At 70.8% G+C, this 22,585-nt stretch carries 25 protein-coding genes and 1 tRNA gene; 12 read left to right on the top strand and 14 right to left on the bottom strand.

Annotated features, from left to right (window positions below):
* Positions 1-70 precede the first annotated feature (70 nt).
* A complete protein-coding gene (locus ACPEEZ_RS14990) occupies positions 71-925 on the top strand; it encodes a tryptophan-rich sensory protein (RefSeq protein ID WP_423920827.1) in 855 nt (284 codons plus the stop codon).
* A gap of 136 nt (positions 926-1,061) precedes the next feature.
* On the opposite strand, the gene ACPEEZ_RS14985 is transcribed toward ACPEEZ_RS14990, so the two are convergent.
* Positions 1,062-2,099 (bottom strand): aldo/keto reductase, encoded by a 1,038-nt coding sequence (locus tag ACPEEZ_RS14985; protein WP_423920824.1) that lies wholly within the window; start codon positions 2,097-2,099, stop codon positions 1,062-1,064.
* Positions 2,100-2,266: 167 nt separating this feature from the next.
* Here ACPEEZ_RS14985 and ACPEEZ_RS14980 point away from each other — a divergent pair, with 167 nt between their 5' ends.
* The gene (locus tag ACPEEZ_RS14980; protein ID WP_423920821.1) at positions 2,267-3,277 is read left to right on the top strand and encodes an AraC family transcriptional regulator; all 1,011 of its coding nucleotides are present in this window, start codon (positions 2,267-2,269) and stop codon (positions 3,275-3,277) included.
* 285 nt (positions 3,278-3,562) lie between these two features.
* Here the strand turns inward: ACPEEZ_RS14980 and dcd are convergent, their stop codons facing one another.
* The gene (dcd, locus tag ACPEEZ_RS14975) at positions 3,563-4,144 is read right to left on the bottom strand and encodes a dCTP deaminase (RefSeq protein WP_423920818.1); all 582 of its coding nucleotides are present in this window, start codon (positions 4,142-4,144) and stop codon (positions 3,563-3,565) included.
* A 176-nt stretch (positions 4,145-4,320) separates the two neighbouring features.
* On the opposite strand from dcd, the gene ACPEEZ_RS14970 reads away from it, so the two are divergent.
* Complete coding sequence (locus ACPEEZ_RS14970) at positions 4,321-5,301, top strand: NAD(P)H-quinone oxidoreductase (RefSeq protein WP_423920816.1); 981 nt, start codon at positions 4,321-4,323, stop codon at positions 5,299-5,301.
* Between the two features lie 275 nt (positions 5,302-5,576).
* Here ACPEEZ_RS14970 and ACPEEZ_RS14965 read toward each other — a convergent pair whose 3' ends face one another.
* Genes ACPEEZ_RS14965 through ACPEEZ_RS14945 form a run of 5 tightly spaced genes read right to left on the bottom strand, consistent with a single transcriptional unit; the run spans position 5,577 to position 7,933 of the window.
* A complete protein-coding gene (locus ACPEEZ_RS14965) occupies positions 5,577-6,182 on the bottom strand; it encodes a hypothetical protein (RefSeq protein WP_423920813.1) in 606 nt (201 codons plus the stop codon).
* Positions 6,179-6,829 carry a hypothetical protein gene (locus ACPEEZ_RS14960; RefSeq protein WP_423920811.1) on the bottom strand — a complete coding sequence of 217 codons (651 nt, stop codon included), beginning with the start codon at positions 6,827-6,829 and terminating at the stop codon, positions 6,179-6,181. The genes ACPEEZ_RS14965 and ACPEEZ_RS14960 overlap by 4 nt, the downstream gene beginning before the upstream one ends.
* Entirely contained in the window at positions 6,826-7,257 is a 432-nt protein-coding gene (locus tag ACPEEZ_RS14955) for a hypothetical protein (RefSeq protein WP_423920808.1), read from the bottom strand. Before ACPEEZ_RS14955 ends, ACPEEZ_RS14960 begins: the two co-directional genes overlap by 4 nt.
* A complete protein-coding gene (locus ACPEEZ_RS14950) occupies positions 7,254-7,445 on the bottom strand; it encodes a DUF2273 domain-containing protein (protein WP_423920805.1) in 192 nt (63 codons plus the stop codon). The genes ACPEEZ_RS14955 and ACPEEZ_RS14950 overlap by 4 nt, the downstream gene beginning before the upstream one ends.
* Positions 7,442-7,933: an Asp23/Gls24 family envelope stress response protein gene (locus ACPEEZ_RS14945; protein WP_423920802.1), complete on the bottom strand. Its 492-nt coding sequence runs from the start codon at positions 7,931-7,933 to the stop codon at positions 7,442-7,444. The genes ACPEEZ_RS14950 and ACPEEZ_RS14945 overlap by 4 nt, the downstream gene beginning before the upstream one ends.
* Before the next feature lie 150 nt (positions 7,934-8,083).
* Here ACPEEZ_RS14945 and ACPEEZ_RS14940 point away from each other — a divergent pair, with 150 nt between their 5' ends.
* The 4 genes from ACPEEZ_RS14940 (at position 8,084) to ACPEEZ_RS14925 (ending at position 9,748) form a co-directional block, all read left to right on the top strand.
* The gene (locus tag ACPEEZ_RS14940) at positions 8,084-8,638 is read left to right on the top strand and encodes an RNA polymerase sigma factor (protein ID WP_423920799.1); all 555 of its coding nucleotides are present in this window, start codon (positions 8,084-8,086) and stop codon (positions 8,636-8,638) included.
* Positions 8,635-9,237, top strand: coding sequence for a hypothetical protein (locus ACPEEZ_RS14935; protein WP_423920795.1), 603 nt, complete (start codon positions 8,635-8,637; stop codon positions 9,235-9,237). The genes ACPEEZ_RS14940 and ACPEEZ_RS14935 overlap by 4 nt, the downstream gene beginning before the upstream one ends.
* Complete coding sequence (locus ACPEEZ_RS14930) at positions 9,234-9,602, top strand: hypothetical protein (protein WP_423920792.1); 369 nt, start codon at positions 9,234-9,236, stop codon at positions 9,600-9,602. Before ACPEEZ_RS14935 ends, ACPEEZ_RS14930 begins: the two co-directional genes overlap by 4 nt.
* A 75-nt stretch (positions 9,603-9,677) precedes the next feature.
* Positions 9,678-9,748: transfer RNA gene (locus tag ACPEEZ_RS14925), tRNA-Gly, on the top strand.
* A gap of 112 nt (positions 9,749-9,860) precedes the next feature.
* Here ACPEEZ_RS14925 and ACPEEZ_RS14920 read toward each other — a convergent pair.
* Entirely contained in the window at positions 9,861-10,460 is a 600-nt protein-coding gene (locus tag ACPEEZ_RS14920) for an NAD(P)H-dependent oxidoreductase (RefSeq protein ID WP_423920789.1), read from the bottom strand.
* Between the two features lie 254 nt (positions 10,461-10,714).
* On the opposite strand from ACPEEZ_RS14920, the gene ACPEEZ_RS14915 reads away from it, so the two are divergent.
* A complete protein-coding gene (locus ACPEEZ_RS14915; protein WP_423920786.1) occupies positions 10,715-11,629 on the top strand; it encodes a PfkB family carbohydrate kinase in 915 nt (304 codons plus the stop codon).
* A 172-nt stretch (positions 11,630-11,801) separates the two neighbouring features.
* Here ACPEEZ_RS14915 and ACPEEZ_RS14910 read toward each other — a convergent pair whose 3' ends face one another.
* Positions 11,802-12,503: a class I SAM-dependent methyltransferase gene (locus tag ACPEEZ_RS14910; RefSeq protein WP_423920783.1), complete on the bottom strand. Its 702-nt coding sequence runs from the start codon at positions 12,501-12,503 to the stop codon at positions 11,802-11,804.
* A 135-nt stretch (positions 12,504-12,638) separates the two neighbouring features.
* Here ACPEEZ_RS14910 and ACPEEZ_RS14905 point away from each other — a divergent pair, with 135 nt between their 5' ends.
* Both ACPEEZ_RS14905 and ACPEEZ_RS14900 read left to right on the top strand, forming a co-directional pair.
* Positions 12,639-13,883, top strand: a complete 1,245-nt coding sequence (locus tag ACPEEZ_RS14905) for a glycoside hydrolase family 76 protein (protein ID WP_423920780.1) — start codon at positions 12,639-12,641, stop codon at positions 13,881-13,883.
* The gene (locus ACPEEZ_RS14900) at positions 13,880-15,022 is read left to right on the top strand and encodes an ROK family protein (protein ID WP_423920778.1); all 1,143 of its coding nucleotides are present in this window, start codon (positions 13,880-13,882) and stop codon (positions 15,020-15,022) included. Before ACPEEZ_RS14905 ends, ACPEEZ_RS14900 begins: the two co-directional genes overlap by 4 nt.
* A 416-nt stretch (positions 15,023-15,438) precedes the next feature.
* On the opposite strand, the gene ACPEEZ_RS14895 is transcribed toward ACPEEZ_RS14900, so the two are convergent.
* Positions 15,439-17,235 (bottom strand): class I mannose-6-phosphate isomerase, encoded by a 1,797-nt coding sequence (locus ACPEEZ_RS14895; RefSeq protein ID WP_423920775.1) that lies wholly within the window; start codon positions 17,233-17,235, stop codon positions 15,439-15,441.
* A 123-nt stretch (positions 17,236-17,358) separates the two neighbouring features.
* Between ACPEEZ_RS14895 and ACPEEZ_RS14890 the strand changes: the two genes are divergently transcribed.
* Positions 17,359-17,853 (top strand): hypothetical protein, encoded by a 495-nt coding sequence (locus ACPEEZ_RS14890; protein ID WP_423920773.1) that lies wholly within the window; start codon positions 17,359-17,361, stop codon positions 17,851-17,853.
* 96 nt (positions 17,854-17,949) lie between these two features.
* Here the strand turns inward: ACPEEZ_RS14890 and ACPEEZ_RS14885 are convergent, their stop codons facing one another.
* Entirely contained in the window at positions 17,950-18,618 is a 669-nt protein-coding gene (locus ACPEEZ_RS14885) for a hypothetical protein (protein WP_423920770.1), read from the bottom strand.
* A 476-nt stretch (positions 18,619-19,094) separates the two neighbouring features.
* On the opposite strand from ACPEEZ_RS14885, the gene ACPEEZ_RS14880 reads away from it, so the two are divergent.
* A complete protein-coding gene (locus tag ACPEEZ_RS14880; RefSeq protein ID WP_423920767.1) occupies positions 19,095-19,262 on the top strand; it encodes a hypothetical protein in 168 nt (55 codons plus the stop codon).
* A 75-nt stretch (positions 19,263-19,337) separates the two neighbouring features.
* Here ACPEEZ_RS14880 and ACPEEZ_RS14875 read toward each other — a convergent pair whose 3' ends face one another.
* From ACPEEZ_RS14875 to ACPEEZ_RS14865, 3 genes are all read right to left on the bottom strand, one after another.
* Positions 19,338-20,489, bottom strand: a complete 1,152-nt coding sequence (locus tag ACPEEZ_RS14875; RefSeq protein WP_423920764.1) for a glutathione-independent formaldehyde dehydrogenase — start codon at positions 20,487-20,489, stop codon at positions 19,338-19,340.
* A 114-nt stretch (positions 20,490-20,603) separates the two neighbouring features.
* Positions 20,604-21,671: an NAD(P)-dependent alcohol dehydrogenase gene (locus ACPEEZ_RS14870; protein WP_423920761.1), complete on the bottom strand. Its 1,068-nt coding sequence runs from the start codon at positions 21,669-21,671 to the stop codon at positions 20,604-20,606.
* Positions 21,672-21,796: 125 nt separating this feature from the next.
* Entirely contained in the window at positions 21,797-22,519 is a 723-nt protein-coding gene (locus ACPEEZ_RS14865; RefSeq protein ID WP_423920758.1) for a hypothetical protein, read from the bottom strand.
* Positions 22,520-22,585 lie beyond the last annotated feature (66 nt).

Raw genomic sequence — 22,585 nt, 5'->3', positions numbered from 1 at the left:
CGGCCGGCCGGGCCAGAGCCGAGGAGGCGCGCCCGGGACGCGCGCAGGCCTCGCGACTACGGTCGGAGCGATGAACGCCCGCATCGCCGACAGCACCTCCTCTCACCCCTCGAGCCCCGCCACCGGTGCCGACGTCACGCGGCAGATCGTCGTCGTGGTGACCGCCGTCCTGGCGATCGTGCTCGCGGCGTTCGGATCGGGCGCGTTCGGCGGCGTCTCCGTCTCCGATGCCGCCGGGGGAGCCCTGAGCGCGACGGCCACCACGGTCGCCCCGGCGACCACCGCGTTCTCCATCTGGAGCGTCATCTACCTCGGCCTGATCGCCTACGCCGTCTACCAGGCGCTCCCGTCGCAGCGCGCCCGGGACCGGCACCGCCGTCTCGGCTACTGGGTCGCGGCGTCGTTGCTGCTCAACGCTCTGTGGCTGTTGACCGCGGTCCAGCTCGGCAACGTGTGGCTCGCCGCCGGTGTCATCGTGGTCCTGCTGCTCGTGCTCGCGCGCATCTTCGTCACGCTGTTCCGCACACCGTCGGCCGGCTGGGTCGACGCGATCGTCACCGACGGGACGCTCGGCCTCTACCTCGGCTGGGTCTCGGTCGCGACGGTCGCCAACATCGCGGCGGCACTCGTGTCGTCCGGCTTCGACGGCCTCGGCATCCCGAGCGAGGTGTGGTCCGTGACGGTCCTGGCGGTCGCCGCGCTCGTCGGCGTCGTCGTGGCGCTCGCCGGTCGAGGCCGCCTGGCGCCGGCGCTCTCCCTCTCGTGGGGACTCGCCTGGATCGCCGTGGGCCGTCTCGCCGACGAGCCGCACGACCCGACGGCCGGTGTCGCGGCCCTCGTCGCCGCCGTCGTGGTGCTCGTGGTCACCGTGATCGTGCGTGTGGTGCACGGCCGGGTCGGGGCGACCGCGACGCTCCGTCGCTGACGCGACCCGCGCCTCCTCGGCTCGGCGCCCGTCCGCAACGATGTGTCGCGTCGGGTGCATGTCGGGCGTGAACATCGACCGGAAGCGACACATCGTTGGGAGAGGGCCTCACGGGTCGAAACCCGAGGAGGCGCGGCTAGCGACCGCCGCCGATCTTGCGGTCACGCTGTGCCACGCCCGCGACCCCGTACGGGTAGTCGTCGATGCGGGGAGCGCTCGCGTCGGTGAGCCGCGCCACCTCGTCGTCGGTGAGTCTCGCCGCGAGCGACGAGGCGCCGAGGTTGTCCTGCAGCTGCGACACGGTCCGCGCGCCGAGGATCACCGAGGTGACCGCGGGGCGGCGCAGCAGCCACGCGAGCGCGACCTGCGACGCCGACGCGTCGTGCGCCGACGCGACCTGCTGCACCACGTCGAGGACGGCCCAGGTCGTCGGGTTGGCGTTCCGCGCCTCCCAGGCTTCCATGCCCCGCGTCGGGTTCTCGCCCAGGCGGGTCGCGCCCGTCGGGGCCTCGTCGCGCACGTATTTGCCGCTCAGCCACCCGCCGGCCAGCGGCGACCACGGCAGCAGCCCGATCTTCGCGTCGAGCGCCGCGGGCACGATCTCGTGCTCGATGTCGCGCACGAGCAGGCTGTACTGCGGCTGCAGCGTGACGGGCGGCGTGAAGCCGAGCGCCTCCGCGCGGCCGACCGCCTTCGCCAGCTGCCAGCCGAGGTAGTTCGAGAAGCCGTAATGCGAGATCTTGCCGGCCGTCACGGCGTCGTCGAGGAAGCGCAGGGTCTCGTCGAGGGGCGTCAGGGCGTCCCAGGCGTGCATCTGGTAGAGGTCGACGTTCTCGACGCCGAGCCGGGTCAGCGACGCATCGAGCGCCCGCGCAAGATGACGACGCGACAGGCCGACGTCGTTCGGGCCGTCGCCCATCGGGAACCGGCCCTTCGTCGCGATCACGACCTGATCGCGCTCGGTCGGGTGGGCGGCGAGCCAGCGGCCGATGATCGACTCCGAGACTCCGGCGCTGTAGACGTCGGCGGTGTCGATGAACGTGCCTCCGCCCTCGACGAAGGCGTCCAAGATCTCGTGCGACGTGCTCTCGTCGGCCTCGGCGCCGAAGGTCATGGTGCCCAGTGTCAGCTCCGACACGACGGCACCGCTGTTTCCTAGAGTTCTGTAGTCCATTTCTGGACGCTACGCCGTCCGGGTCCCGTCCTCCCTCCCTGTCGCCTCGAAAACGAGCCAGCGCGCGCTCGAATAAGTGATTATCGTTCAGGGATCGGCGGACCAGCGTCGATCGACATCTCCGGACTTGACCGCGACGGCCTGGCGACGTCGACTGCGAGGTGACCGTGACGTCCGAGCCGGCGCTCGATCCCCGCGTGCGCGGGATCGACACGACGGACGCCGAGCTCGCGCACGAGATCATCCGACGCGGTTATCGCGTGATCACGATGACCCGAGGAGGCGCGGAGCCGTTCCACTTCAGCCGTCACGTCAACGGCGACGAGCGTTTCTCCCTCTCGCGTCTCCGATACTCGGACGAGATGAACGTGCTCAGCGGGCCGCTGCCGTTCTTCTGCGTGACCCGGCTCAACGCCGGCACGCTCGCCCTGTCGTCGGGGGATGTATCGGTCGTGGTGCGTCCGGGGCAGCACGTGGTGCTGCCGACCGACCAGAACCTGACGACGAGGGCGGTCGGCATCGAGGTGGTGCAGACGCTCCTCGACCGCACGGCCGTCGAACGCGAGCTCGTCTCGCGTGGGGTCGAGACACCCCCCGAGGGCCTGCACTTCACGTTGTCGACCGCGCGCACGCCCGATCTGGCACGACTGTGGAGTGCCGTGGCCGAGCACGTCCACCGCGACATCATCGGCAACGAGGAGGCGATGGCGAGCGAGCTGATCCGGGGCGCGACCTTCCGGCTCCTGGTGTCGACCCTGGTGGAGGCGTTCGCGAGCAACGCCGAGCGGCCCGAGCGTTCGGAGCGGGCCGAGCGGCTCGACGACGACACCACGGGTTCGGACGGACGGTCGCTGCCCGCGACCGTGCGGCGTGCCCTCGACTACATCGACGAGCACGCCCACGACGACATCGGTCTCGGGGAGATCGCCCTCGCGGCGCGACTCACGCCGCGCGGGCTGCAGTTCGCGTTCCGGCGCCACCTCGACACGACACCGATGGCGGCGCTGCGGCTGGCTCGACTGCGCGGCGCCCACGAAGACCTCCTCGTCGCCGACCCGTCCCGCGGGCACACCGTGGCCGGCATCGCGATGAGCTGGGGGTTCGTGCACGCCGGTCGATTCACCGCCGCCTACGTCGAGGAGTACGGCCACTCGCCCCGCCACACCCTCGATTCCTGATTGTCAAGGGGAGGGACGGGTAGCTCCGTCGGTCGGGTGATCGTGATCGGGAATGCGTTCGCCATGCGTACCTGCGCTACGTTCTGTGTCCACCTGACGGAACAGACTGTTCCTCTCCGCGGATTTTCGTCGCAAACTGATGATGCCTCGCGTCGCTCTCAAGGGTTCAGGGACGCGAGTTGCCGACGCGGGGGGAGAGTCGGGTCTCCTCCCGCGTCACTCTCAGTCAGGTGCGGTGCGCGGTGCGCGGCGCGGTGTGCGGCGCCCGGTCGGACGCGGTGTGCGTCAGCGCGAGACGTCGGCCCGGTGGAAGTTCTGGAACGACCGCGACGCCGTCGGCCCACGCTGCCCCTGGTACCGCGAGCCGTACTCGCTCGACCCGTAGGGGCGATCGGCGGGCGAGCTCAGCCGGAAGAAGCAGAGCTGACCGATCTTCATGCCCGGCCAGAGCTTGATCGGCAGGGTCGCGACGTTCGACAGCTCGAGTGTCACGTGGCCGCTGAAGCCGGGGTCGATGAACCCGGCGGTCGAGTGCGTGAGCAGGCCGAGGCGGCCGAGCGAACTCTTGCCCTCGAGTCGGGCGGCGACGTCGTCGGGCAAACTGACCAGCTCGAACGTGCTGCCGAGCACGAACTCGCCCGGGTGCAGGATGAACGCCTCGTCGGGCTTCGTCTCGACGAGACGCGTCAGCTCGGGCTGATCCTCGGCCGGGTCGATGAACGGGTACTTGTGGTTGTCGAACAACCGGAAGAAGCGGTCGAGCCGCACGTCGATGCTCGACGGCTGGATCAGACCCGGGTCATAGGGATCGAGACCGATCCGCTGGGCGTCGAGCTCGAGCTTGATGTCGTGGTCCGAGAGCAGCACGCGGCCAGCCTAGTTGGAAGCCGACCCGCGCCTCCTCGTGTGTCGTGTCGCGTTCGCGGCATCGTGTCGCGCACGGACGCGACACGACGCCGCAGAGACGACACGACACGGCGTGTGCGAGCCGAGGAGGCGCGGCTCCCGAACCCGAGACCGCGGCCAGGAGGCAGACTGGGCCAATGCGTGCCATCACCGTTCCCACCCCCGGCGGACCCGAGGCGCTCGTCGTCTCCGAACTCCCCGAGCCCGTTCCCGGCCCGAACGAGGTCGTGATCGACGTCGCCGCCGCCGGAGTCAACCGGGCCGACGTCAATCAGCGCCAGGGGCACTACCCGTCGCCTCCGGGAGCTCCGACCTGGCCGGGGCTCGAAGTGAGCGGCACCATCGTGTCGACCGGTGAGCACGTGACCGGCGCCTCCGTCGGCGACTACGTCGTGGCGTTGCTGCCCGGTGGCGGGTATGCCGACCGGGTCGCCGTCGACGCCGGCCTCGTGTTGCCGATGCCGCAGGGTGTTGACCTCGTGTTGGCTGCCGGTCTGCCCGAGGCCGTCGCGACGGTCTGGTCGAACGTCTTCATGTCGGCCGGGCTGAAGCCGGGCGAGACGCTGCTCGTGCACGGCGGGTCGAGCGGGGTGGGGTCGATCGCGATCCAGCTGGCGGCGGCCCTCGGTTCGACCGTCTACGCGACCGCGGGCTCGCCCGAGAAGGTCGCGTTCTGCGAGGAGCTCGGCGCCGCCCGCGGTATCGACTACCGCTCGGAGGACTTCGTCGACGTCATCAAGACCGAGACCGACGGACGCGGCGTGGACGTCGTGCTCGACCTGGTCGCGGGCGACTACCTGGCCCGGGACGTCGAGGCGCTCGCCGTGGGCGGCCGGATCATGGTCATCGCCTCGATGGGCGGCTCGGAGGCGACGATCGACATCGGCGCACTCATGGGCAAGCGCGGCCGCATCTGGGGGACGACGCTGCGCGCCCGCCCGCTGGAGGAGCGGCGCGAGATCATGGCCAGTGTCCGGGAGAACGTGTGGCCGCTGATCGAATCGGGTGCCGTGCGGCCGATCCTCGACAGCGTCTACGCGATCGAGAACGCCGGTGCCGCGCACAAGCGGATGGAGTCGTCGAAGCATCTCGGAAAGATCCTGCTCGCGGTGCGCTAGGGGTGGCGTGGCCATGGGCGCCGTGGCCTCGGGCGGCGTACCCCCTGCGGTGGCGTGGCCTCGGGCGGCGTGCCCCCTGGGGCGGCGCCCCCCCGGGGTGGCGTGCTCGGGGCTGCTCGCTGGGAGCGGTGCGTTTTCGAAAAGCCTCCTACGGTTCGAACCGTAGGAGGCTTTTCGCGTTCGTTTCGGTGCCGGTGCCGGTGCCGGTGCTGGTGCCGGTGTCGGTCACGCAACCCGCGCCTCCTACGGTTCGAACCGCAGGAGGGGCGTGAGGATCAGGCGACGCGCGACGACGCCGTCCGCGTCTGCGCCGGGGCGCCGACGACCTCGACCAGCACGGGTACGGTCTGGCCGAGCACGCGGTCGAGGCCGCGCACCACGTCCGAGGCGGCACTCACGACGGGGCCGGGCGCAGAACCGGCCGTCACGCGGACGCGCACCTTGAGCGCGGGTTCGCGGCGGACGGTCCACGCCGACACGGACACCGAGGCGACATCGCGCCGCGACTCGAGCGCATCGGTGATCGCGTTGTCGGCGAACTTGGCGGAGATCGCGATGGAGCCGGCGGGCTCGTCGGCCACGAGCACACGATCGGTGCGGCCGTGACCGTGGGCGAACATCGCCCAGACGAACAGGACCAGCAGCACGAGGCACAGGGCGGCGAGAGCGAGGGGCAACCAACTGCCTCCTGATCCACCGGTCGGGTCGAGCGGGGTCGACTTCAGGGTGTCCGCCACGGCTGAGCGGGCCGAGTCGAGCCAGTCGCGGGCGAATCCGGCGGCGGGCAGCGCGAACACGATGAGGGTGGCGCCGACCGCGAGGCTGATGACGCCGACGACCAGCACGAAGAGCCGGTTCAAGAACCTGTTGCTGGAGGTCATGCGCTGATCCGTCCCTTCGAGACGATCTTGGCCGTCGGCTGGAGGGCCGGGCGGTAGGCGGTGGCGTCGAGCTCGTCCCGTGCGGCGGAGACGACCGACTCGTCGTCGATCGAGACCCCGGAGGCGGGGGTCAGGTCGATCCCCACGCGGCGTCGCGAGACCCAGGCGCGCACCTGGCTGGGTGCGAGTCGACCGGCGGTGCGTGCCGCACGGGCCACGGACGACGCGATGACCACGTCGTCGACGATCGCGGCGACTCGGGAGTCGACGATCTCGTGCCGACCCCGACGGCCGGGGGCGAGCGCGATGATGACCAGCACGATGCCGATCACGACGGCGAGGACGCCGGCTCCGATGACGAGCCCGCTCTGACCGTCGGCGGCGCTGCGGAGCGTCGCGAGGACGTCCATCGGCGAGGCGAGCAGAGCCGGACGGCCGAGTGCGGCGATGACCGATTCCGTTCCGACCCAGGCCACGACGACGGCCAGCAGCACGGCGAGCACGATGGCCGTGCCCGAACGGGAGGCGTGCGACTCACGACGGACGAGCCGCTTGTAGAGGGCGGGATCGATGCCCGACGGACGAGCGCCGCCGGAGAGGCGGGTGTCGTGGCCGTCGGTCTCGACCCGAGGGGCGGTGCTGGTCATGAGACCCTCCCGGTGCGTTGGATGCTGCTGCCGCTGATCGTGACGTCGACACGAGAGACGGTGCGTCCCGTGATCTCCCGGACCCTCTGCGAGACGGTGTCCTGCAGGGAACGGACGACGGCGACGACGCCGCCCTCGGGCATGCTCATCGCATCGCCGAGCACGGGGATGCGGACGGGCGTCGTGACCCGGAACGCGAGATGCCCCGCATCGTCGTCGGCGGTGACATGGACGTCGGATCGATCGACCTTCAGGGTCTCGGCGACGACGGCCGTGCCCACACGCTGGAGGACGCGCCCGGCCATGCTCACGTGACCCGAGATCGTCGACGGGTCGGGGAGGGGACCCCGGGCGTCCAGGGCACGGGGACGGCCGACGCGGCTGACTGCTCCGCGGGGGGCCGTCCCGTTCAGGGCGGCGGTGCTCATGAGCTCGATCGACGTCCGCGAAGCGCGTCGACGAGGCCGCTCACGTCGGTCTTGCCCGACACGATCCGTCCGACGAGGGCACCGATGGCCACGAAGAGGGCGACGAGGATGAAGCCCCAGAAGCCGTAGGCGAGAGCGGCGAAGGCGAGTGCCGCGCCGATGGCGATGCCGGTGACGGTGGCGCTCACGACACGCGGCTCTCGGTGCCGGCCTGCTCGTCGTCGTCCTCACCGGGGATGTGGACGTCGTTGATGGCGACGTTGACCTCGGCGACCTCCATGCCGACGAGCTGCGTGATGGCACGGGCGACCGAGGCGCGCACCTGCTCGGCGACCTCGTGCATCGGCTGCGGGTACTCGACGACGATCGTGACGTCGGCGGCCACCTGGGTCTCGCCGACCTCGACGCGGACGCCCTGGCCGAGGTCCGTGCTGCCGATCACGTCGCGCAGCGCACCGAAGGCTCGGGCTGCTCCGCCGCCGAGGGCGAAGACGCCGGGGACCTCGCGGGCCGCGATACCGGCCACCTTCGAGATGACGCCGTCGGCGATGACGGTCTTGCCGCTCGCGACGCCGGCCGTGGTCGAGGTGCTGAGGCTGCTCGAGGGGGCGACGACCTTGTCCACGCGGCTGGTGGCGGGAGTGGGGGTGCTGTTGTCCGAGGTGGTGTTGGCCATGATGAGTCCTCCGCAAGATGTTGATGACTTCCGGGCCTGTGGACAGGCCCGCCACCGCGGGATGCGGCGGTGTATTCATGGATAGGACGCAGCCCGGAGCGGATGTGTCACGAAATTCGTCGAAGTTTTTTCCGAGGGTCAGGAGGCGCGGTGTCGGTCGACCTCACCCGTGCCTCCGATGGGGCCCTCGCGACCCGCGCCGCCGACGGCGACGAGGTCGCGTTCGAGATCCTGCTCAGGCGTCACCTGCCGCTCATGACGGCATACGCGACGCGCTTGACGGGGTCGCGGGCCGATGCGTCGGACGCGGTGCAAGAGGCCTCGGTGACGATCTGGCGCGAGTTGCCGCGGTTGCAGACGCCCGACGCCGTCCGAGGCTGGATGATGCGCATCGTGTCGCGCAAGGGATACGACCTCATCCGGGCGCGCCGGCCCTCCGACGACGTCGACGATCTCGAACTGCCGCAGGAGTCGGCGTCGAACGATCCCGACCGGCTCGTGGAGTCGAAGGACGCGATGGGAGCGCTGCGTGCCGCCCTCGATCGGCTGCCCGAACGTCAACGACAGGTGTGGCTCATGCGCGAGGTCGGGGGAGAATCGTATGGAGACATCGCGACCCACACCGGGGCGACGGTGACCACGGTGCGCGGCCAACTGGCGCGCGCTCGAGAGGCACTGACCCGTGAGATGGAGGCGTGGCGATGACCGACGAGCATTCCACCGACCGCGATGCCGACGTCGACGGAGTGACGACCGAGAGGTTGTCCGACTACCTCGACTCGGGTCGCGAACCCTACGACCCCGAGATCGAGGAGTCCGCCGAGAACCTCGCCCAGTTGGAGGCGCTGGCACGTCTCCGTCGGTTGTCCGGTCAGATGATGGCGAACGATGCGAGCGACGTCGGCGTCGCCGACGCGACCTGGATCTCGAATGTGATGAGCCGCGTGCGCCTCGAGTCGCGCTCGGGCCGTGACATCCCCTTGTCGTCGGCCGACCTGCGGACGACCCTGCACATCACCGAGGGCGCCGTGCGCGGACTCATCCGCGAGGCCGGCGATCGCGTGCCCGGCGTGCTCGTGCTGTCGTGCTCGCTGGACGGCGATCTCGCGCTGCCGGATGCCCCGGTGAGTGTCGAGGTGCAGATCAGCGTGCTGTTCGGTGCGGCCGCAGCCGAGCTGGCCGACGATGTGCGGCGTGCCGTGTCGCGGCACCTCCTAACCCAGACCGAACTCGTGGTCGAACGCGTCGACGTGCTCGTCGGCGACATCCATCTGCTCGAGGCCGAACGAGGCGGTGCCGCATGACTCCCGAGATCGAACTCGACGCCGTCGGCGGCGACGCCGCCGATGTCGCCCTCGTGGCCCTGGCCGACGAGCTCGGCGCGCTCGCCGCGGCCGTGCCCGGTGTGGTCCGGGTCCAGGCGCGACCGGGGCTCGGCGCGCTGATCCGGGGTGCGCTCAAGCCAGGCCGACCGGTGCCCGTCGTCGGCATCGCCGTCGCCGAGCTCGAGACGCGGGTGACGCTCGACCTCGCCGTCACCGACGGCGCCGCGGGGCCGCGCGTCGCACGGGACGTCGCCCAGCAGCTTCTCGCGCGCCTCGACCTCGAGGCGTTGCCGCCCGCGTCCGTCGACGTGCGCATCGTCGGGGTGGTGACGAGCGCCTCCTAGGCGACCCGCGCCTCCGCGGGGCCGGCCCGTGTCGAGCCCCGGTATAGTGGGATCGTCCGTCGCCGAGGCGGTCGCGCGAGTGTAGTTCAATGGTAGAACTCCAGCTTCCCAAGCTGGTAGCGCGGGTTCGATTCCCGTCACTCGCTCTCTTGGGGGTTCTGCCGCGTGCTGTCGTGGTGCGTTTGCGGCGTCCTGTGCCGTCCGTGCGCGACACGATGCCACGAACGCGACACGACACCGCCGAAGGCGGCGGCCGACTCAGTCTCGCGGCGCGATCGCCGCCCGCACGAGTTCGACGGTCTCGGCGACGAGGCGGTCGCGGGCGGCGGCGTCTTCTCGCTCGGAGTCGTGCACGAACGCGGTCACCCCGCGCCGGGCGCCGCAGAAGTCGACGACGCCGTGCTCGATCTGGGTGCGCAGAGCCTGCTCGTATCCGTGGCGCTCGTAGACCCCGATGTCGTCTCCGGCGACGGGCAGGAGGTGCACGGTGAGCCGCCCGAGCTTGCGGACGATGCCCGCGTCCGGTGCGACGTCGAACGCCCAGCCGTTGACGAAGACGCGGTCGATCCAGCCCTTGAGCAGGGCGGGCATCGACCACCAGTAGACCGGGAAGACGAGCACGACGTCTGTGGCACGGTCCAGGCGGGCCTGCTCGCGCGATACGTCCGAGGTGAAGTCGCCGCCCACCTGGTACGTGTGCCGGTCGGCGAGGGTGAAGCGCGGGTCGAAGCCTTCGGCGGCGAGGTCGGCGGTCTCGACGTCGACGTCCTCCGCGACGAGCGCGTCGGCGAGGCGTCGCGCGATGTGCTGCGTCAGGGACTCGGGGTCGGGGTGGGCGGTCACGATGAGTGCGGGCACGGTCCATCTTTGCGCAGCGCCCTGGAGGCGCGGGCCGGGTCGGAGCGCCGTCGTGTCGCGTTCGCGGCATCGTGTGCTGTCCGTTCACGACACGATGTCGCAGACGCGACACGACCCTGCGCGAGACGACACCGCGCGACACGACACCGCGCGAGACGACACCGCGCGACACGACGCGACAGACGCCGCACCGCGCGCTCGCGACGGGCCGCAGCCGCGGTGTTCAATGGTCGAGGCAGACAGGAGCCCGCACCATGACCTCACCCGACTTGATGTACGTCGTCGGAGAAGCGCTCGTCGACGTGGTGATCGACGGCGACGCGCGCCGGGAGCACGCCGGGGGCAGCCCGATGAACGTGGCGTACGGGCTGGCGCGACTGGGGCTGGCCACGTGCCTCCGGACGCACCTCGGCCGCGACGATGCGGGCCGCCTGCTCGAGGCGCATCTCGAGTCCGCCGGAGTCGACATCGCCGCCGGCTCGTTCGGCGAGGCGGCGACGTCGAAGGCGATCGCGACGATCCAGGCCGACCGGCATGCCGAGTACGAGTTCGAGATCGAGTGGGCTCCGGAGGCGGTGGAGATCCCCGAGGGAGCGCGCGTCGCCCACACCGGATCGATCGCCAGCGTGCTCGATCCCGGCGCCGATGCGGTGGCGCGGGCGTTCGCGGCGGCTCCCGCGGGGGCGCTGCTCAGCCTCGACCCGAACGTGCGGCCGCAGATCGCTCCCGATCGCGACGTCGTGTCGGCGCGGATCGATCGTCTCGCCGGGCTCGTGCACGTGCTCAAGCTCAGCGACGAGGACGCGGCGTGGCTGCACCCGGGCCTCCCGCACGACGCCGTGCTGGACCACTACCTCGGCGCGGGAGCCTCCGTCGTCGCGATGACCCGTGGCGGCGAGGGCTGCCTGATCGCGTCGCGAACGGATCGGCTGACCCGGGCGGCACTGCCCGTCGACGTCGTCGACACCATCGGCGCCGGGGACGCGTTCATGTCGGGCCTGCTGTACGGGATCGTGTCGGCGGGGCTCGACGAGGCGGTCCGCGAGGGGGCGATATCGGGCGAGGAGCTCGCGGCGCTCGCCGACACCGCGCTGCGCAGCGCGCGCGTGGCCGTGTCGCGGGCGGGCGCGAATCCACCGACCCTGGCGGAGCTGGTGGCGCCGGCGTAGGCGGCGGCTGCCGCGGCGCGCTGTCGTGTCGCGTTCGCGGCGTCGTGTGGCGTTCGTGCGCGACAGGATGTCGCGAACGCGACACGACGGCCGGAGGCGCGGGGCGAGGAGCCGGGGGAGGTGCGGGAGCGGGGAGCCGGGAGCCGGGGACTGCGGGAGGCGCGGGGCGCGCTCAGCCGACCCGCGCCTCCGGACGGGTCGCCCTGACGACGATGTCGGCCAGGTGATGCGGCGGCGCGGCCGCATCACCGTGCGCATCCCCGTGTCCGTGCTCGTCGGCGGGTGCCGTGTGTGCCGCGGCGGGACGCGGACGCACCTCGGCCGTCACGATCTCGAGCCCCGTGCCGTCGAGCGACGCGAGCACGTCGTCCACGCCGTAGTCGAGCCCCTGCGGGCGGTCGGGGAACACGGTCGTGTCGACTCCGGACAGGTCGTGCGCGACGATCAGCAGGGTTCCGCCGGGGCGGAGCGCGGCTGCCAATGCACGGAAGAGCGCGGTGCGCGCCGGCTCCGGCAGGTGCATGAACTGCGACGAGACGAGGTCGACGCTGCTCGGTTCGGGAGTCCACTCGGTGATGTCGTGCTGCTCCCAGGTGATGCGGCTCGCCGCCTCGGCATCGATCGACTCGATGCGTCCGCGTGCCTTGTCGAGCGCGTTCTGGGCGATGTCGACTCCGGTGACCTGCCAGCCCTGACGGGCGAGCCAGAGCGCGTCGCCTCCCTCGCCGCTGCCGATGTCGAGTGCGCGACCCGGTGTGAGCGAGACCGTCTCGTCGACGAGGACGGGATTGGGGTTGCCGCTCCAGACGAGATCGGGGCCGGCGTAGCGGTCCTCCCAATAGGGGCGGCCCACGAACGATTCGGCAGAGGTCATGGGCCGAGTCTGCCGAGGCGCGGGCTCACGTGACAAACGGTCGTGCCGAAACGGCACGAGAATCGGCCTCCTAGCGATGATCGGCCGTACTTGGTATCGTTACCAAACCTTTTCCGGCGACGACAAGGATCTGCAATGAAGCCGATGACGTCCATGACCCGATCCCGCTCCGTGACCGCAGCCACCGCCTCCTTGGCCGTGCTCGCGGCTATCGTCGTCCCCGTGTCCGGGGCGTCCGCAGCGCCGTCCGGCACGGCGGCTGAGACGACCGGCTCCGCTGCCGCCTCGCCCTGGTCGTCGCGCGCGATCGCGAGCTACGACGCGCTGCAGGACCACCTCTACCTCGGTGCCCCCGGCCACGGCCTCTACCGGGAGAACACCGATCCGCAGTCGCCGAACCCATACTCGTACCTCTGGGAGTATCGCGAGGCGGCGCAGGCGTCGCTCGACCTCCAGGGGCTGCCCGGTGTGGGCCCCGCCTTCGCGAACTCGGCCGCCGCGCGGGTCGCCGGGTTCGAGCACTACTACGCCGTGAAGCCCGGCGGGCGTGCGGGCTACGAGTCGTACCTGCCGGCGCCGCTGGGCTCGGGCGGGGACGTCTACTACGACGACAACACGGTCGTCGGTCTCTCGTTCGTGAGCCAGTACCAGGCGACCCACGACGCCGCCGCGCTCGACCAGGCCCGGGCCGCGTTCGACATCGCCGTCCGCGGCTGGAACACCGATCCGACCCTCGCCTGCCCCGGCGGTCTCGACTGGATCGACACCCCCGGAAACACGACCCGCGGCGCCAACATCACCGGACTCGCCGCCCAGCTCGCCGCACACCTCTACGAGGAGACCCGCGAGCCGGCCTACCTCAGCTGGAGCACGCGCCTCTACGACTGGAACGAGACCTGCCTCAAGGCGGGCGAGGGCCTGTACCAGAACAGCCGGCACGACGACGGCACGGTCGACCCCACGCTCTGGACCTACAACTCGGGTGCCATGATCGGCACGGCGGCCATCCTCTATAGGGCGACCGGCGACCCGGCCTATCTCACCGCGGCGAAGGCATCCGCGGCCGGCTCGCTCGCGTACTGGACGGCCGAGGGACGACTGCAGCAGCAGCCGGCCATCTTCAACTCGTTCTATTTCAAGGACCTGCTCTTGCTCGACTCGATCAGTCACGACCCGGCCTATCGCGAGGCCGTCGAGGGCTACGCGACGGTGACCTGGCGCTCGAACCGCGATCCCGCGACGGGGCTGTTCCACTTCCAGCCCTCCGGAGGTGGCGACTACGACCCGACCCGCCCCGCGGCCACCCTCGACCAGGCCGCGATGGTGCAGATCTTCGCGGTGCTCGGCTGGAAGCCGGGGGCGCTCGGGGCGGTCGCGTGAGCGTGCCTCCTCGGGCCGGCGTCGACGCGGGGGCGGACGCCGACGCCGGGGCGATGGCGCGGCGCGCTCGTCGCCTCGTCGGCGTGATGGACGTGGGCGGCGGGCATGTCACGGCGGCCCTCGTCGCCGGAGGCCCGGTCGCCTCGGGCCGCGTCGACGGAGGCCCGGTCGCCTCGGGCCGCGTCGACGGAGCCGGCGTCGAAGGGGCCGGCTCCGATGCAGGACCCGAGGAGGCGCGGGTCCAGGACAGAGTCGACGGCACCCTCGATCCCGGCGCCGGCCGCGCGGAACTCTTGGCCGCACTGGCCGCCCCCGCCCGCGAGCTCGCTCGCCGCTCGGGTGTCTCGGAGCTGTCCTGGGTCGTCGCCCTCCCCGGCCCGTTCGACTATGCGGCGGGCACGGGCTCGTTCGAGGGTGTCGGCAAGTTCGGGTCGCTGGCCGGGATCGACCTCGGCGCGGAGCTCGGGTCCGCGCTCGGTGCGGCCCTCGATCCGGCGGCGGGTGGTGTGCACTTCGAGAACGACGCCGTCGCGTACGGCGTCGGCGATTGGGCGTTCGGAGGCCTCGGCCGGCCGGATCGAGCCGTCGTGATCACGCTCGGGACCGGCGTCGGATCGGCCTTCCTCGACCACGGACGCGCGGTGTCGGACGGACCGACCGTGCCGACCGACGGCAACGTGCACACGCTGACGATCGACGGTCGACCGTTGGAGGAGACGATGTCGAGCGCGGCGATCGTGGCTCGGTATGAGGTCTCGAGCGGGGCTGGGACGGGTGCGGGCGTCGCGGCTGCGGGGTCGCTGGCGGCGGGCGCGGGGTCGGCTGGCGCGACGAGTGTCGAGGCGATCTGCCGCGCCGCGCGGGCCGGCGACGTGGTCGCCTTATCCGCGGTCGAGGGTGCCGTGTCGGCCCTCGGTGCCGCGCTGGCGCCTTGGCTCGATCGATTCGAGGCGTCGCACCTCGTCGTCGGAGGCGCGATCTCGCGCTCGTGGGACGTGATCGCGGAGCCGCTCGTTGCCGGTCTAGGCCGGGTCGATCCCGCGCTGGCCTCGCGTGTCGTCGTCCTGCCGTCACCGTTGCGTGAGGATGCTCCGCTGCTCGGGGCGGCCGAGTGCTGGTGGAGGGACGAACGCGACTGACGTCGGTCGCGAGCCGCGCGCGGGCGGGACCCGCGCCTCCTCGGCTCGGTTGCGGCTCGCTCGCTCGCTCGCCGTCCGGACCCTCGCGTCCCGGCGAAACCCTCGCGTCCTAGCGAGGTTCTCGCCGCCAAGCGAGGGTCTGAGGCCTGGCCCCGTCTCGAGCGGACCACCCTTTCTCAAAAAAGCTCCTGTGGTTCAAACCGTAGGAGGCGCGGTGTGGGAGTGCGGTGCTGGATTGGCTTCTGCGGTTTGAACCGTAGGAGGCGCGGTGTGGGAGTGCGGCGACGGGTTGGCTTCTGCGGTTTGAACCGTAGGAGGTTGTGCGGGAAGACGAGTTCCCTGCCCGAGCCCGCGCCCGCGCCCGGGACCGCGCCCGCGCCCGCGACCGCGCCGCAGCGACCCCGACCCCAGCCGCGTCAGCCCGCGTCCGGCCCCGTCAGCGTCCCGCGCACGTACGCCTTCACCGTCCCGAGCCTCTGACCGACACCTCGCCCCCACGGGCGGATCGTGTAGGCACCGACCGCAGCCGGCACCACGAACGTCTCGGCGTAGTGCACGACGAAAGGGTCGAACGCTGCGGTGGGGCTCTCGACGATCGCTTCCGCTCCCTCGACGAGGTTGAGCACGTTGACCGTGCCGCGGGTGTCGTGCGGCGCCGTGCCCTCGAACCAGTGCCGCCGCACCTCGATGAACTCGAGCTCGTGCAGGCCGGTGCGCTCCTCGACCCAGCCGTCGCCGCGCGCCGTCTCCGTGATCTGCCCGACGAGGTGATCGGCGACCCAGGCGGTGTCGCGGTTCCACTGGATGTTGGCGGCCGCATGCTCGAGGTGGATCGGGCGGGGGACGCCGTCGAGTCCGACGCGACCCCAGTCCCACATCTTGAACGTGAAGATGTAGGGGGTCGCCGAGATCTCGAGCACCATCGAGTCGGCTCCGGAGCAGTGCACCGTGCCGGCCGGGATCGAGAAGTGATCGTGCTTCCGGGCCGGGAACGCGTTGACGAACTGCTCGGCCTCGAAAGGGGCGGCCCCGGTCTCGGCCGTGGCGAGGGCCTCGACCATAGCCGCCGGCTCGACGTCGTCGCGGATGCCGAGGTAGACGACGGCGTCGTCGGTCGCGTCGAGCAGGTAGTAGCTCTCGTCCTGCGTGTAGTGCATGCCGAACGTGTTCTGGATGTAATCCGTCAGCGGATGCACCTGCAACGACAGGTTGCCGCCGGCCATCGTGTCCAGGAAATCGAAACGGATCGGGAACTCGGCGCCGAAGCGCGCGAACGTCTTCTCGCCGAGCAGCTCGCGCGGGTGCCGGAACACGAGGTCGAGCGCGGGCAGCTCGACGATCTCACCGTCGACCCGCAGCAGCAGGCTGTTCTCCTCGGGGACGCAGTCGAAGCACCACGCGTAGTTCTGCTCGTCGCCGAGCTCGAACACCTCCTTCATCCACTGGCCGCCCCACACCCCGGGGTCGAAGAACGGCACGAGCCGGAACGGCCGGCGACTCGCGATCTCGAGCCCGGCGAGGAAGGTCGCGGCGTCGACGAGCTTGGCCTCGGCCATCGAGCCGTTCGCGTCGAGCACGTAGTCGAGGCGATCGAAGAGGAGGCGCTTGTGACGGTCCGCCACGCGCCACTCCACGAAGAAGCCGCGCTTGATCTTGCGCAGCTGGTCGTCGTCACCGTTGTCGGCGCGCCAGTTGGGGGCACCCGCGCGCTGTCGGCGCTGGATCTCCCACCGGGCCAGATCGGCCAGCACGACGACGTCGAACTCGACGGGCACGAGCGTCGCGCCCCAGCCGTAGACGACCACCGGACGTGTCTCGTCGCGGAGCGTGCCGGCCACCGCCTCCAACGCTTCGGACTCGTAGAACTCCGGCAGGGTCTGATGCCCCAGCACACCGAACACCCGATCGTCGGTGAGATTGGCCGCGATGAGCTCGTCGATCGCGGCGGGCGACTTCGCGGCCGCCTCCTCGACGTCGATGAACAGGGCGTCGGGCAGGGCTCGCTCGAGCTCACGGCGCAGGCCGTCGAGGTCGGAGCCGGGGTACGTGTCGATCGCGAGTGTCCGCGCGCGACCGGGGGAGTCGAGGAGGCGCGTGGCCAGCTGCCGCCACGCCTCCGACCCGACGTGGGCGCGATGACCCGCGGGCAGATCGATGACCGGCTGCTTGTCGTAGAGGCCCGGCACGATCCCCTCGGGTGTGTACTTCGTCATGCGCATCCTCTCGCTCGTTTGGTAACGTTATCAAACGGGTGGCGGAGAATGCGAGCGGGTCGCTTCATGGCATCCCCTGTTCGAGGTCTTGAGCGATGCACCCGGTGTCGGGATGATCGGGACATGACACTCGGGGTGGGCGCGTCCGTTCCGGTCCGCGCGCGCCGCTCGGCCGTCGGCTGGTATCTGCTCGGCGGTCTGATCTCGGGCGGGCTCGTCGGCATGCTCCTCTACGGATTGGTGGAGCTCGGCCCGATCCTGCCGAGCCTCTATGAGCAGCGCCACGACACGAACATGAGCTTCTTCCTCATTGTGATCGTCATCGACATGGGGTCACGCGGGGCGATCGTCGGCACGGTCATCGGATTCGTCGCCGCCCTGCCCGCCCTCGCCGCTCGGTCGGTCGTGAAGGGCGTCGGTGTCAGGCGCGCCGCGGGAGTGGCCGTCGTCGCGGTCGTCGCCGGGCTGGCGGCGGGCGCTCTGGCGTGGCTGCTGGCGGAGTGGGCGGGTGAGCTGCTGGCCCATGCCGGCGGCCTCGCACACGGGACCGCGGCGGCGCTGGTCGGAGCAGCCGTGGCGGCTGTCGTCGAACTGATAGTGTCGCGGTCCGAGGTCTGATCGCCGTGTGATCGGTCGCCGACTCCGACTCCGGCTCCCGCTCCGACGCCGGGTGGGGTCGCAGGCGTCATCGCCCCGCGCGAGCAACGGGTCGCGTCACTCGTCCGGGAGCGACAGCTGCGAGCCGGGCCGGTCGTCGTCGCGGGAGCGCGGCCGAGGCGGCTCATGTGCCGGAGGTGCCGGCAGTCCGAGTACTCGCTGGCGAGCCGCGTCGGCGCGAGCGACCTGAAGGAGGCTGCCGACCGGCGTCACGAGGAGCAACGCGGGGTAGACCGCGACGAAGGCGTACTCCGTCGCGGCGAGGCCAGCCACGAGCAGTCCGGCCCAGACGAGGACGAAGCCGATGAGGGGCACGACGCTTCGTTCGAACGCGACGACCCCGAGGGCGATCATGCGGTGCGCCCGCTCGAGGACGACATCCCTGTCCTCAAGTGACAGGGCCGGCGGGTGCGTCGAGAACTGCTGGTCGATGCGGTCGCTCCGTCGCCAATCTCCCAGGGGACGGTCCCCGACGGGCACCGCGTCTGATCGGCCGGTGCGGATGAACACGCCCGCGCAGCACCCCACGCCACCCGCGATCAGCGCGCACGCCACGACCGCTCGCGCCGGCGACACGTCGATCCAGTCCAAGCCGACAGCGCCGATGGTGAGGACGGCACCCACCGCGACCGCGACGAGGAGCGCCACCACGGTGCGGCGACGCACCTTTGCTGGGTCGACGAACACCGATCGCTGCGACCGGACGACGCGCCAGCCGTCGATCAAGGCCGAACCCCTCACGATGTCGACGCCGTCTGCTCGCGCGCGCCCGGCGCACCGCTTCGGCTCCGGGCCTCGGCGATCGCGGAAGACAGATCGGCGGCGAGGGCACCACGAAGACGAGAGGAGGCGCGGGGCCTGAATCGCAGGCGCGCGGTCGACAGGGCGAACACGCCGTGGTGACCCGCGCCTCCGGTGGGTCTGGCGTCCCCGGCGACCCGCCAGCGGGCCGACATCAGCAGGGCGTGCTCCGACGGAGACAGGGGTGGGTTCGGGGTCCTGACCACGAGCGCGCTCCCTCCAGCGGGCGTCGAGCGCGTCGGGTGCGCTCGGTGCGGATGGCGTCAGCGTAGGCGCTCGGCGTCGACCGGGGCGAGCGTCCTGACGCATTCGCGGAACGGCCCGGCTGCACGTCGCCTCTTCATGGCGACAATTAACCTGAGCGTCACACGGAGCGGCGGGGACAGGCGCATGCTGTCGACATGGTCCTCCTCGCCTGCATCGACGCCGACTGCGGCGGGGTCGCGGTGAGCCCCGAATGGGGCGGATACGCCGCGGCCGCGGGAGCACGCCGGGAGGCGACGTGCTCGTCCTGCGGTCGGGCCTGGCCTCTGACCGACAGCATCCTGGACGTGCCGTTCCGGTTGTGACGACCTCGCGCCTCCTCGGCACTGGAGATCGGGGCCGGGGGACATCGACGATGCCCCCCGCCCCGATCCCGTCCTCTACCGAGCTGCGGTCGGGTGCAGGACGACCTTCGTCCAGCCCTCGTCACGGGCGTCGAAGTGCCGGTAGGCATCCGGTGCCTGGTCGAGGGGCAGGTTGTGGCTGACGATGAACGACGGGCTGATCTTGTCCGCGGCGATCAGGTCGCGCAACTGACGGTTGTACTTCTTGACCGGGGCCTGGCCCGTCCCGACCGAGATGCCCTTGAACCAGAGCATGCCCCAGTCGAGCGCGAACTGGCCCTTCTTCGCGAGCTCGTCGGACGAATTCGGGTCTTCGGGGACGTAGACGCCGACGACGCCGATATGACCGGTGAAGCGCACGGACGCGATCAGGCGGTTCATGATGAGGTTCGGCACCTCCTTCCCGCCCTCGCCCTGCCCCTGGTAGCCGACGCACTCGAGCCCGGCGTCCGCACCGAGGCCGAGCGTCTGGTCGAGCACGAACTGGACAGGGTCGACCTTCGAGTCGTCCACGGCGATCGCACCGACGGACTCCGCGAGCTTGAGTCGGTCGGCCTGTCGGTCGACGACCATGACCTTCGACGCGCCCTTGACCTGGCAGCTCAGGGCCGCCATGAGGCCGACCGGGCCGGCTCCGTAGATGACGACGGTGTCGCCGGGCTTGACCTGGGCGAGCTCGGTCGCGTGCCACCCGGTCGGCAGGATGTCGGAGAGCATGACGTAGTCGTTCTCCTTCTCCACCGAGTCATCACCGAGACGCAGGGCGTTGAAGTCGCCGAACGGGACGCGCAGCAGCTCGGCCTGACCGCCCTGGTAGGGCCCCATGTCCGCGAACCCGAAGGCGGCACCGGCGTAGGCCGGCTCGGGCTGCATCGTCAGGCAGTAGCTGGTCATGCCCTTCTCACAGTTCTTGCAGTGGCCGCAGGCGACGTTGAACGGCAGGACGACCCGGTCGCCGACCGCGACCTTCTCGACGCCGTCGCCGACCTCGACGACCTCTCCGAGGTTCTCGTGGCCGAACGCGCGGCCGGTCTCGAAGTCGGTGCGGCCCTCGTACATATGCAGGTCAGAGCCGCAGATGTTGGTGGCCGTGACCTTGACGAGGATGTCGGTCGGCCGTTCGATGCGGGCGTCCTCGACCTCGTCGACGCTGACGTCCTTGGGGCCGTGGTAGATGAGTGCTTTCACGATTCTTGCTCCTTCGCTCGATTCGGTGGGGGTGGAGGCGGGGGTCCCGATGATCGCGGGACGTCGCGCAGGCGTGGGGCCTGTCGCGGGGGCGCGGGGCCTGTCGCGGGGGCGTCAGGCCTGGTCGCGCAGGGTCGACGAGTCGATGACGTACCGGAACCGCACGTCGCCTTCGACCATGCGGTCGAAGGCGTCGTTGACCTCGGACGCGGCGATGACCTGCACGTCGGGAGCGATGTCGTGCTCGGCGCAGAAGTCGAGCACCTCCTGCGTCTCGGCGATGGTGCCGATCAGCGAGCCGCTCAGGGAGAGCCGCTTGAGCGACACGGCGCCGAAGTCGATGCCGCCCTCGTGGATGGGCTCGAGCATGCCGACCGAGTGCAGCCGGCCGTCGTGACCGAGCAGGGACAGGTACGGCTTCATGTCGAATGCGGTCGGGATGGTCGACAGGATGAAGTCGAGCGTGCCCTCGGCCGCGGCCACGGCGTCCTCGTCGGTCATGACGATCGCGTCGCTGGCCCCGAGCTGTTTGGCCAGCTCGGCCTTCTCGGGGGTGGTGGTCAGGGCGACGACCTCGGCTCCGCGGGCCACGGCGATCTGCAGGCCGAGGTGGCCGAGCCCGCCGATGCCGGCCACGCCGACACGCTGACCCGCTCCGACGTCGAAGTGCTTCAGAGGTGCCCAGGTCGTGACACCCGAACACAGGATGGGCGCGGCCTGCTCGCTGCTGATCGCCTCGGGGATGCGCAGCACGAAGTGCTCGTTGACCACGATCTGGTCGGAGTAACCGCCGAACGTGACCTCGCCCGTCTCCGGGTCCTTCGCGTTGTAGGTGAAGATCGCCGGGGGCTGCTGGTACTGCTCCTCGTCGGTGCCGCGCTGGTCGTCGCTGCCCCAGTAGACGAGGCAACCGACGCCTACCCGGTCGCCGGCGGCGTACGACGTGACGTCCGAGCCGATCTCGGCGACGGTACCGACGATCTCGTGCCCGGGCATGCACGGGAAATTCGTGGCGAAGGGGCCGTCGAACTCGTCACGGGCCTGGTGCACGTCGGAGTGGCACACACCGCAGTGCGTGATGTCGATGAGCACGTCCTCGGCGCCGACGGGCGCTCGGTCGAACTCGAGGGGAGACAGGGGAGTGGCGGCGTCGGGTGTCGCGTAACCGATGTTCGTGGGCACGGATTCCTCCTGAGGGGTCGGATCGGGTCGATTCGTGCCCCGCACCGTAGGCGCGCTCGCCCGGTCCCGTCGCCTCAGTTCGGATAGTGGACAAGACGTCGGCGGCCGTCGACATCGCCGATCGATCAGCCGAGCAGTGAGACGGCGCGTGCGATGACGAGCGCGACCATGACGAACGACGCGGCCGATTGCAGGCCCATCAGCGCTTTGACCCGGGAGGTCAGAGGCATCACGTCGGTGGGTGAGTACGCCATCGAGTTCGTCAGCGACAGATACGCGTAGTCGACGAACGCGGGCACCCAGTCGCTCTTCGCCGAGGAGCCGCGCGCGACCTCGATCACCGTGTCGCCGTCCTCGTCCTGGGGGAACCGGAAGTCGGCTCTCGGCAGGTCCCGACGGTGGTCCACACGCCGAGCGACCGGGCCACCTCGGTCGAGCTCCCAGAACAGCAGGCCGAACGCGACGATGTTGGTGATCCACACCTGAAGGGCCGCCAGGAGGTCGGCCGGTCCGTCGGGGTGCCGCTGGGTGGTGAGGATCACGATCAGGATCACGAGGGCGACCTGGTTCGCGACGACGAGGACGAGGGCGAGGGCCACCGACAGTGCTCGTGACAGACGGGTCTCGCGATTGAGTCGGATCGGGTTGATGACCGTGACGGAGACGAGCATGACGAGCCCGACGACGACGACGCCGATGCGCATCCACGCGGGGAACTGGCTCGGCAGGGCCCCGTAGAGCGCGAGGGCGACGAGCACGGCGAGGACGACAGGCCAGCGGAGCTCGGTGTCGACGCGGCGGCTCTCGTCCCCCGACACCTTCGCGGTGTCCTCGTTCGAGGCGGTCACCAGGGCATCGCGATCGTCGGTACGGGGGGCATGTGCCGACCGTACCCGCACCCGTGGCCTACCCGT

The sequence above is a fragment of the Frigoribacterium sp. 2-23 genome, assembly GCF_049601585.1.
Taxonomy (GTDB): Bacteria; Actinomycetota; Actinomycetes; order Actinomycetales; family Microbacteriaceae; genus Frigoribacterium.
The sequence above is the reverse complement of the archived record's forward strand: the minus strand, read 5'-3'. Positions and strand labels throughout refer to the sequence as shown.